Below are 9625 nucleotides of genomic sequence, written 5' to 3' on the forward strand. Positions count from 1 at the left end.
GTCTACCCGTCCCTGTAGGGACATCTCTGGTGAAAAGAGCCCTCCACCGTGATCGGTGGAGGGCTCTTGAGTTCGTGGTCAGCCGCCAGGCAGAACTGCCCGGGAACTGACGAGGTCACTTCAGGCTCAGGAGGTCACGCCTTCCAGGCATTCCTTGAGTTCTGCGGCCTCATCGGCCTTGAGTTCAACGACCAGGCGTCCGCCGCCTTCCAGGGGCACGCGCATGATCAGGCTGCGGCCTTCCTTGGTGACCTCCATGGGACCGTCACCAGTCCTCGGCTTCATAGCCGCCATTGGTTGTTCTCCTGTCATCGACGTGAGTTTCCGTCACATCTTACCGGACGGCCTGCTGGTATTTGCGAGCGCGACCGGCTGGGTTTGCTGGTGACAAGCCGGATCACGGTGGCCAGTCACCGCCGCCGGGCAATGGCGACCACTGCCAGAGGTATCCCACCCAGACGATCTGGAACAAGGCACCCACCACAATCAGCGTGATCCGGTAGGAACGCGCCGGGCTTGCGGCCACCAACGGGGCTGCCAGGACGAACAACGGCGCCAACATGCGGAAGGTGGAGGACTGCGGGTGCAGGAAGGCCAGCAGGTACACGGCGTAGCAGGCCACCCACATCCACACGATCAGCGGCAGCGTGGTACGCACCGTGCGGGTGGTGATCAACAGGGCAAAGCCCACCACCAGAACCACCACGCCCAGCCACCCCAGGTACGGGCCCATAAACCTCTCCCCCAGTGCGAACCAGGGTTCGAAGACCACCAGGGAAGATCCACGCCATGCGGTTTCGGTCTCCGTGTACGCCGTGGCTTCACCGGTCACGGCCCACGCGAAGGCCGGCCAGACCAACGCGCAGGCGCAGGCCCACACCGCCAACCAGAACCACTTGTTGAACACCCCTAGCACCGCACCCGCCTTCCACGTCCCGTTGGCGTGGTGGCTGCGCAGGGATCCCACGGCGTGGATCAACCAGGTCAGCCCCAACGCGGCAGCAAACGGAACACCGGCCGGCCGGGTCAGGCACATCACCAGGATCAGACCCACGGACCACAGCACCCGGCCCCGTACCGCCAACAGCAAAGCGGCTGCCAGCAGGGCCAGATGGAGGGATTCCGCATACGCCGCCTGGAACACCGGCGACACCGGGCCGAAGGCCACCACAGCCAATGCCCACACCGCTGGATCCGGTGCCAAGAACTCCCGGAACAGCTTGAGGATCAGCACGGCGGCTGCAAACCCCGCCAACAGCGCCACGGTGGAGGCCGCAACGGCCCACGGCAGACCTGTGACCGCCGTGATGGCTCGCACCACCAGGGGAAACACCGGGTAGAACGCCCATGCATTGGCTTGCACCGAACCGGTGGCGTCTCTAGGCAGCTCGGAGGGGTAACCGCCGTCATGAACCCGCTCGTACCACTGGCCGTCCCAGATGCTCAGCACGTTGAAGTACCCCAGCGGAGTGGGCCCCCACGGACCGTCAGGTGACTGGCGGTCGACGACGACGAAGATGATCGCCGCCCACAGTCTGGAGACCAACCAGATCAGAAGAGCCTGGCCCCACCACGGGACAACGGCGAAGGCAGAGGCCGTCCGACCGGTGGCCTGTGTGAGAGCCAGATGCACCCGGGTGGGGGCATCTGGGTTCACCGTTGTCCACCTTCGGGGAACTCATCAAGGTCAAGATGGTGCTGTTCGTGGGACCGGCGTTCGTGAGCTTCCCGCATGACAGCCACAGCCTCCTCGGGGGAATCCGTGACACACAGCAGATCAACGTCTCCGGCGGAGATCATGCCCTCGGACACCAAGGTGTTCTTGATCCAGTCCACCAGCGGTGCCCAGAAGGCCGTTCCCATCAGCACCACCGGGAACCGGGTCATCTTGCTGGTCTGCACCAAGGTCAGGGACTCGAAGAGCTCGTCCAACGTGCCGAATCCACCCGGCAGCACAATGAAGCCCTGGGAGTACTTGGCGAACATGGTCTTGCGGACAAAGAAGTACCGGAAGTTGATGCCGAGGTCGATGTACTGGTTCAGACCCTGCTCATGCGGCAGCTCAATGCCCAGACCAACCGAGCGGGCGCCGACGTCATGGGCACCGCGGTTGGCGGCCTCCATAATGCCCGGGCCACCACCGGTGATCACGGCGTACCCGGCCTCCCCCAACTGGCGGCCCACGGCGCGCCCCATGGAGTAGTCCTGCGAGGACTCCGGCGTGCGCGCGGAACCGAACACGGAGATTGCAGGCCCCAGTCGAGCCAGGGTGTCGAAACCATCCACGAACTCGCTCTGGATCCGCAGCACCCGCCAGGGGTCGCTGCGCGTGAAGTCACCGGGTTCGCGCCCAGCCAGCACTTCCGGCTCCAAGAACCGCTGGTCAGAAGTGCTGCGGTGCAACTCACGGCCGCGCAGAAGAATCGGGCCCTTGTGTCGGAACGGTTGGCCGGAGCCACTTGATGGGCTCGCTGAATGCGCAGGTGACACCGGTTGTCCGGAAGCATCTGCGGGCGGATCAGTTCGGGTCTGTCGCTCCGGCGTGGGGGTTTCTGGGGTGGAAGTCATGGTCTCCACGGTATCGGGGTGCCCCGCGCAGGCTCCCCCCGTGGCTTCGTGGCGCAACATTCTCTAGGAATTTCACCAACTTGCAACGTGGTTGACCTCACATTGACCAAACCTCAACTATGTTCTTGACATGCCCAACCAGACTGTGAGTCCGCCAACAAGTCCCATCGCCACGCAGGCCGGTGAGACCTTGGTGAAGATCGCCAACGTAAACAAGCATTACGGCAGCTTGCACGTGCTCAAGAACATCAACTTGGACGTCAAGCGCGGTGAGGTGGTGGTGGTCATCGGCCCCTCCGGCTCCGGCAAGTCCACACTGTGCCGCACCATCAACCGCCTGGAAACCATTGACGAGGGCGAAATCACCATTGACGGCAACCCCCTGCCCAAGGAGGGCAAGGCGCTGGCCAAGCTGCGTGCGGACGTCGGCATGGTCTTCCAGTCGTTCAACCTGTTTGCGCACAAGTCCGTGCTGCAAAACGTCACGCTCGGACCAATGAAGGTCCGTGGCAAGTCCTCGGCTGCCGCCAAGGAGCGCGCCATGGAACTGCTCAAGCGCGTGGGGGTGGACAACCAGGCGGAAAAACTGCCGGCCCAGCTCTCCGGTGGACAGCAGCAGCGTGTGGCCATAGCCCGCGCCCTGGCCATGAGCCCCAAGGTCATGCTCTTTGATGAGCCCACCTCCGCCCTGGACCCGGAAATGATCAACGAGGTCCTGGACACCATGGCCGATCTGGCCCGCCAAGGCATGACCATGATCGTGGTCACCCACGAGATGGGCTTTGCCCGCCGTGCGGCAGACCGGGTGGTGTTCATGGCTGACGGGCAGATCGTGGAGCAGAACACCCCGGAGGAGTTCTTCTCCAACCCGCAGTCCGAGCGCGCCAGGGACTTCCTGAGCAAGATCCTCAACCACTGATCCAGCACCACCAACCCTTCAACACCCTCACAACACCAAGGGAGACACCAATGCACCGCAGCAAAAAGATCTACAGCGCCGTGGCTCTGACCGCAGCTGCCGCCCTGACCCTTTCCGCCTGTGGCGGCGGGGACTCGGGCAACGGCGACGGCGGCGATTCGGACACCGTTCGCATCGGCATCAAGTATGACCAGCCCGGCCTGGGCTACGCCGACGGCGGGGACTACACGGGCTTTGACGTCGACGTCGCAAAGTACGTGGCCAATGAACTCGGCTACTCCGAGGACCAGATCGAGTGGGTTGAAGCCCCTTCGGCCAACCGCGAGAACATGCTGCAGAACAACCAGGTGGACATGATTTTTGCCACCTACTCGATCACTGACGCCCGCAAGGAGTCCGTGGACTTTGCCGGCCCGTACTTCACCGCAGGTCAGGACCTGCTGGTGCGTGCCGATGACGACTCCATCAACGGACCCCAGGATCTGGACGGCAAGAACTTGTGCTCCGTCACGGGCTCCACCTCCGCTGAGAACGTTCGCGACGAGGTCGAAGGTGTGAACCTGGTGGAGCAGAGCGGCTACGCAGACTGCGTGACCATGCTGGGCTCCGGCGGTGTGGACGCGGTGACCACTGACGACATCATTCTGGCCGGACTGGCCTCCACGGATGCCAACCAGGGCCAGTTCCGCGTGGTGGGCAACACCTTCTCCGAGGAGCGCTACGGCGTGGGCCTGCCCAAGGGCTCGGACAAGTGCGAGGACATCAACGCCGCCATCGAAAAGATGGTTGAGGACGGCGCCTGGGAGGAGGCCGTGACCTCCAACACCGAGGGCGCGGACTACTCCTACAACACCGACTGGAACCCGCCGACTCCTGACGAGACCTGCGGTTCCTGATCCAACCGGCCGCACCAGGCCCGTTGAATCATCGTGATCAGCGTGTGGTGGGTGCACTGCCCAGGTGGTGCACCCACCACACGCCGTTAACCCCCTGTCCGAACATGCACCGGGCAGGTTTCATCCCATTTCCATCTCACAGACTCGTCTGTGACCTCAAAGAGGCATCGTGAGTAGCTATTTCTCAGACTTTGCGAGTCTGTTCGAGCAGTTCGACGTCGCATCCGCGTTCTGGGTCAACATCCAATTGACCTTCTTTGCGGCCATCGGCTCCATGCTGCTGGGCACCGTGCTCGCCCTGATGCGGGTCTCCCCCATCACTTCCATGCGCTGGCTCGGTGCCGCCTACGTCAACATCATCCGCAACACCCCGTTGACCATCATCCTGGTCTTCCTGGTGTTGGGTGTGTGGTCCCAGCTGCAGCTGAACCTCAGCCCGGACTTCAACAAGAACTTCTTCCGCTACGCCGTGGTCGGTTTGGCCATCTATCACGCAGCGTTCGTGTGTGAGGCCATCAGGTCCGGTGTGAACACTGTCCCGGTGGGGCAAGCAGAAGCGGCCCGCGCCATCGGGCTGGGCTTCCTGCCCGCCGCGCGGCTGATCATCTTCCCGCAGGCCCTGCGCGGAGCCATCACTCCCCTGGGCAACACGCTGATCGCACTGACCAAGAACACCACGGTGGCTGCTGCCGCCTCGGTCACGGAGATCTCCGCCTTGATGAAGTCCATGATTGAGTTCCGGCCTGACGTGATCATTGCGGTGTTCTTGACCGTGGCCATCGGCTTTGTCCTGATCGTGGTTCCCGTGGGTCTGTTGACCACGTGGGCCTCCCGAAAGTTTGCGGTGGTGCGCTGATGTCCTCCAAAGCACAGAACGTTCTGTTTGACGTCCAAGGACCGCGCGGGCGGATGCTCACGTTGATCTTCAACATCGTGGGTGTGCTGCTGGTGGCAGCCATCGCCTGGTACGTGCTGGCTCAGTTGGGCGAGCGCGGTCAGCTGGAGTCGTCCAAGTGGACCCAGTTGTTCACGGCCAGGTCTTGGAACAACTTCTTCATTCCCGGCATCATCGCCACCTTGCGGGCCGCTGGTGTGGCCGTGGTGCTCTCAGTGATCTTCGGCCTGATCTTTGGTCTGGGCCGCCTGTCCCAGGTGGCGGTGATCCGCGGGATCTCCACAGTGGTGGTGGAGTTCTTCCGCGCGGTGCCCGTGCTGGTCATGATGATCTTCTTCTACTTAGGGCTTGGACGCACCGGTTTGGTCCAGCCCACGGAGACCCCGTTCTGGGCTGTGGTGCTGGCCCTGATGTTCTACAACGGATCCGTGATTGCCGAGCTCATCCGCTCCGGTGTCCACGGTTTGCCCCGGGGGCAACGGGAGGCCGGCCTGGTGGTGGGTCTGACCGAGTCCCAGACCTTGCGCTCGATCTTGCTGCCGCAGGCTCTCACGGCCATGCTGCCGTCCCTGGTGAGCCAGTTCGTGGTGATCCTCAAGGACACGGCACTGGGATACATCATCACCTACCCCGAGCTGCTGGCCTCCGGCCGACGCCTGGGATCGGGGGATGGCAACATCCTGCAGACCTTGCTGATGGCAGCCGTGATCTTTGTGGTCATCAACTTTGCGTTGACCTCACTGGCCCAGTGGCTTTCCGGGTTCCTGAGCTACCGCACTTCCGGCAAGACCAAGACCCCTGACGCACCAGCACCGGCTGCTCCAACTCCTGCCAAGTAGTTCCAGGACCCAACCACAGACGGGTGGCAGTTCGGTACCTCATCAGCTGTTGACGACGTACCGAACTGCCACCCGTTTGACTCATTCAGCGCTCAGCCAGGACTTCAAGGCTCGGTGGCAGGCGCGCACCGCATCGGCGGTCACGTGTTCGTCGTCGGTGTGCGCCAGCAGCGCATCTCCGGGCCCAAAGTTCACGGCCGGAACCCCGTGTTCGGAGAAGCGGGCCACATCAGTCCAGCCGTACTTGGGCTTGGGCTCCTGTCCCACCGCGGCCACAAAGGCTGCAGCAGCTGGGCGGTCCAGACCGGGACGTGCGGCCGGGGAGAGATCCACGAATCTCAGGTCATGTCCGGGGAACAGGTCCCGGCAGTGCTGCTGGGCTTCTTCCAGGGTCTTGTCCGGGGCAAAGCGGTAGTTGATCTCCACCCGCGCGGCATCCGGAATCACATTGCCCGCCACGCCGCCGCTGATCCGAATGGCGTTCAGTCCCTCCCGGTAAACCAGCCCCTCCACCTCAATGGCAGCCGGTTCATACCCCGCCAGAACCTCCAGGACGTCGGCGAGCTTGTGAATCGCGTTCTCCCCTCGCCAGGCACGCCCGGAGTGGGCAGCCAGGCCGGTGGGCTCAATGGTGAATCGCAGCGTCCCGTTGCAGCCACCCTCCACCGTGCCGTCGGTGGGTTCCAGCAGCACCGCAAAATCGGCTTCCAGCAGCTCGGGGCAGTTGCGGTACAACCGGCCCAGCCCGGACTTGGCGGAATCCACTTCCTCGTGGTCGTAGAACACGTAGGTCACGTCCCGGTTGGGGCGGGTCAGCTCAGCCGCCAGAGCCAGTTGCACGGCCACCCCACCCTTCATGTCCGTGGCACCACGCCCGTAGAGCACCCGGGCGTCGTCGTGCTCAGTCCACGACGACGGCACCGTCCCCCTGGCACCATCCGCGCTCGGCAACGGGACGGTGTCCAGGTGACCGGCCAGCACCACGCGCTCGGGCAGGCCGATCTGGGTGCGGGCCACCACGGCGTCGCCGTCGCGGTGGACCTCTAGGTGAGAATGTTCACGCAAAGCTGCTTCCACGGCATCGGCCAGCGGGCCCTCGTTGCCGGAGACGGACTCGACGTCGATCAACGCTGCTGTGAGCTCAGCCGGGTCAGCCGCAAGATCCAGCGGTGATGGTGTGGGCGATTGAGTGCCGGAATGCGCAATCGTCATCCAACCACCCTAGCGGCGCGTGATCCGTAGGATGGACCCATGACTTCCAATCACTCTGACGCCCCCCGCTACGCCGCCGGAATGGGTTTGGCCACTGTTGTGGCTGGAGGCCCCAAGGCCGGCACCATCTTGGACGTGTGGTACCCCAACCCCGTCCTGGCCCAGGAGCCGGACACCTCCCTGGATGCCGACCTCCGCGGTGCTGCCGTCCCTGATGCCGAGCGCAACGTGACCGCCGAGATCGTGGAACGCGTGATCGATCTTGATGCGGCCCCGCAGGACGCCGCAGATGCCTACCTGCGCCTGCACCTTCTCTCCCACCGTCTGGTGCAGCCCAACACGTTGAACCTGGACGGGATTTTCGGCCTGTTGGCCAATGTTGCCTGGACCTCCCGCGGTCCGGTGCTGGCCGAGGAACTGCAGTTCGCCCTGTTGCGCATGCGCTCCACCGGCAATGTCACGGTGCTCTCCGTGGACAAGTTCCCGCGCATGGTGGATTATGTGGTCCCCACCGGTGTGCGCATCGGCAATGCCGACCGCATCCGCCTTGGCGCGCACCTGGCTGAGGGCACTACGGTCATGCACGAAGGATTCGTGAACTTCAATGCAGGCACCCTGGGCACCGCCATGGTGGAAGGCCGTATCTCAGCCGGTGTGGTGATCGGGGATCACACGGACATCGGTGGCGGCGCCTCCATCATGGGCACGCTCTCCGGAGGCGGCAAGCAGCGCATCCAGCTGGGCGAGCGCGTCCTGCTGGGTGCCAACGCCGGTGTGGGCATCTCCTTGGGCGATGACTGTGTGGTGGAGGCCGGTCTGTACGTGACGGCCGGAACCCGCGTGAACGTGCTGGGTGAGGGCAATGAGCCCCAGGTGGTCAAGGCCGTGGATCTCTCCGGTGTTCCCAACCTGCTGTTCCGCCGCAACTCCCTCACCGGTGCGGTGGAGGCTCTGCCCCGTGCCGGGCACACCGTGGAACTCAACGAGGCTCTGCACAAGAACTGAGATCCGCGTGTGGGTGGGTGGTGAGCCCGCCGGCACGCCAGAGATTGAGGTGGGTGGGACCCGACCGGGATCGTCAGGTCCCACCCCATCACCGGTGAACCGAGGGACGGTTCACCACAACAGAAAGGCATCCCATGCGCATTCTCGTGACCGGCGGTACCGGTTACATCGGTTCTCACACCGTGTTGTCACTGCTGGAGGCCGGTCACGACGTCGTCGTGCTGGACAACCTGGCCAACTCCTCCCGGGAATCCCTGGTCCGGGTGGAAGAACTGGCCGGGCGCAGCATCGACGGTTTTGAGCAGGTGGATCTGCTGGACGCCCCGGGCCTGAACCGCGTGTTCCAGACCTGGAAGCCGGAGGCGGTCATCCACTTCGCCGGACTCAAGGCCGTGGGCGAATCTGCGGAAAAGCCCCTGCGGTACTACTCCAACAACGTGGGCGGCACCCTGAACCTGCTGCATGCCATGGAGGACAACGACTGCCGCACCATCGTGTTCTCCTCCTCGGCCACCGTGTACGGCGAGGTGGAGACCATGCCGCTGACGGAGAAGGTGGAGAAGGACGCCACCAACCCGTACGGGCGCACCAAGGAACAGATCGAGGACATCCTGGTGGACCTGGCCGCCGCCGATGACCGCTGGAACATTGCCCTGCTGCGCTACTTCAACCCGGTGGGCGCCCACGAGTCCGGTCGGATCGGCGAGGACCCCCGCGGCATCCCCAACAACCTCATGCCTTTTGTGGCGCAGGTGGCCGTGGGCCGCCGGGAGAAGCTGCGCGTGTTCGGCGGCGACTACCCCACCCCGGACGGCACCGGCGTGCGCGACTACATCCATGTGGTGGACCTGGCTGACGGCCATGTGAAGGCCGTGGACTGGCTGGCCGCCAATGGTGGGCTGCGCATCTGGAATCTGGGCACCGGTCACGGGTACTCCGTGCTGGAGGTCCGGGACGCCTTTGAGAAGGCCTCCGGCGTGGAAATCCCCTACGAGGTGGTGGAGCGCCGCCCCGGCGATGCCGCCACCACCTACGCTGATGCCTCCGCCGCCCTGGCTGATCTGGGCTGGTCCGCGGACCGGGACATGGACACCATGTGCCGCGATCACTGGAACTGGCAGAAGAACAACCCCAACGGTTACGAAGGCTGATCTTTCATTTCCTGAGTAGTGGTTTGTGCCGCCCATCAGAGCTGATGGGCGGCACAAACCACTGGTCAGCACCTGGTCTACGACGACGCCGGGGGCACCTTCCGTACGGAAGGTGCCCCCGGCGTCGTCGTCAGGAATCG

The 9625-nt window shown here is 64.1% G+C and carries 10 protein-coding genes; 6 read left to right on the forward strand and 4 right to left on the reverse strand.

Annotation, left to right across the window (positions count from 1 at the left end; all coding sequences use genetic code 11):
- Window positions 1–126: 126 nt before the first annotated feature.
- From GTW58_RS04595 to GTW58_RS04605, 3 genes are all read right to left on the reverse strand, one after another.
- Window positions 127–294: a DUF3117 domain-containing protein gene (locus tag GTW58_RS04595; RefSeq protein WP_081993569.1), complete on the reverse strand. Its 168-nt coding sequence runs from the start codon at window positions 292–294 to the stop codon at window positions 127–129.
- A gap of 103 nt (window positions 295–397) precedes the next feature.
- Entirely contained in the window at window positions 398–1657 is a 1260-nt protein-coding gene (locus GTW58_RS04600) for a hypothetical protein (protein WP_232818063.1), read from the reverse strand.
- Entirely contained in the window at window positions 1654–2568 is a 915-nt protein-coding gene (locus tag GTW58_RS04605; RefSeq protein ID WP_047688425.1) for an LOG family protein, read from the reverse strand. The genes GTW58_RS04600 and GTW58_RS04605 overlap by 4 nt, the downstream gene beginning before the upstream one ends.
- Before the next feature lie 130 nt (window positions 2569–2698).
- On the opposite strand from GTW58_RS04605, the gene GTW58_RS04610 reads away from it, so the two are divergent.
- The 4 genes from GTW58_RS04610 (at window position 2699) to GTW58_RS04625 (ending at window position 6117) form a co-directional block, all read left to right on the forward strand.
- Window positions 2699–3487, forward strand: coding sequence for an amino acid ABC transporter ATP-binding protein (locus GTW58_RS04610; protein ID WP_119933199.1), 789 nt, complete (start codon window positions 2699–2701; stop codon window positions 3485–3487).
- Between the two features lie 50 nt (window positions 3488–3537).
- Complete coding sequence (locus tag GTW58_RS04615; RefSeq protein ID WP_047688427.1) at window positions 3538–4383, forward strand: glutamate ABC transporter substrate-binding protein; 846 nt, start codon at window positions 3538–3540, stop codon at window positions 4381–4383.
- Between the two features lie 169 nt (window positions 4384–4552).
- Complete coding sequence (locus tag GTW58_RS04620; protein WP_119933198.1) at window positions 4553–5239, forward strand: amino acid ABC transporter permease; 687 nt, start codon at window positions 4553–4555, stop codon at window positions 5237–5239.
- Window positions 5239–6117: an amino acid ABC transporter permease gene (locus GTW58_RS04625; RefSeq protein ID WP_047688432.1), complete on the forward strand. Its 879-nt coding sequence runs from the start codon at window positions 5239–5241 to the stop codon at window positions 6115–6117. The genes GTW58_RS04620 and GTW58_RS04625 overlap by 1 nt, the downstream gene beginning before the upstream one ends.
- A gap of 81 nt (window positions 6118–6198) precedes the next feature.
- Here GTW58_RS04625 and dapE read toward each other — a convergent pair whose 3' ends face one another.
- Window positions 6199–7329, reverse strand: a complete 1131-nt coding sequence (dapE, locus tag GTW58_RS04630; RefSeq protein WP_119933197.1) for a succinyl-diaminopimelate desuccinylase — start codon at window positions 7327–7329, stop codon at window positions 6199–6201.
- A gap of 39 nt (window positions 7330–7368) precedes the next feature.
- Here dapE and dapD point away from each other — a divergent pair, with 39 nt between their 5' ends.
- Together dapD and galE are read left to right on the forward strand one after the other, a co-directional pair.
- Entirely contained in the window at window positions 7369–8334 is a 966-nt protein-coding gene (dapD, locus tag GTW58_RS04635) for a 2,3,4,5-tetrahydropyridine-2,6-dicarboxylate N-succinyltransferase (protein WP_047688436.1), read from the forward strand.
- Between the two features lie 134 nt (window positions 8335–8468).
- Window positions 8469–9485, forward strand: a complete 1017-nt coding sequence (gene galE / locus GTW58_RS04640; protein ID WP_119933196.1) for a UDP-glucose 4-epimerase GalE — start codon at window positions 8469–8471, stop codon at window positions 9483–9485.
- Window positions 9486–9625 lie beyond the last annotated feature (140 nt).

The sequence above is a fragment of the Kocuria subflava genome, assembly GCF_012163155.1.
Taxonomy (GTDB): Bacteria; Actinomycetota; Actinomycetes; order Actinomycetales; family Micrococcaceae; genus Kocuria; species Kocuria subflava.

What these genes read in the sequence shown, in the direction of transcription:
- GTW58_RS04595 (WP_081993569.1), bottom strand. Translation starts at nt 294, where the DNA reads ATGGCGGCTATGAAGCCGAGGACTGGTGACGGTCCCATGGAGGTCACC.
- GTW58_RS04605 (WP_047688425.1), bottom strand. Translation starts at nt 2,568, where the DNA reads ATGACTTCCACCCCAGAAACCCCCACGCCGGAGCGACAGACCCGAACT.
- GTW58_RS04610 (WP_119933199.1), top strand. Translation starts at nt 2,699, where the DNA reads ATGCCCAACCAGACTGTGAGTCCGCCAACAAGTCCCATCGCCACGCAG.
- GTW58_RS04615 (WP_047688427.1), top strand. Translation starts at nt 3,538, where the DNA reads ATGCACCGCAGCAAAAAGATCTACAGCGCCGTGGCTCTGACCGCAGCT.
- GTW58_RS04625 (WP_047688432.1), top strand. Translation starts at nt 5,239, where the DNA reads ATGTCCTCCAAAGCACAGAACGTTCTGTTTGACGTCCAAGGACCGCGC.
- dapE (WP_119933197.1), bottom strand. Translation starts at nt 7,329, where the DNA reads ATGACGATTGCGCATTCCGGCACTCAATCGCCCACACCATCACCGCTG.
- dapD (WP_047688436.1), top strand. Translation starts at nt 7,369, where the DNA reads ATGACTTCCAATCACTCTGACGCCCCCCGCTACGCCGCCGGAATGGGT.
- galE (WP_119933196.1), top strand. Translation starts at nt 8,469, where the DNA reads ATGCGCATTCTCGTGACCGGCGGTACCGGTTACATCGGTTCTCACACC.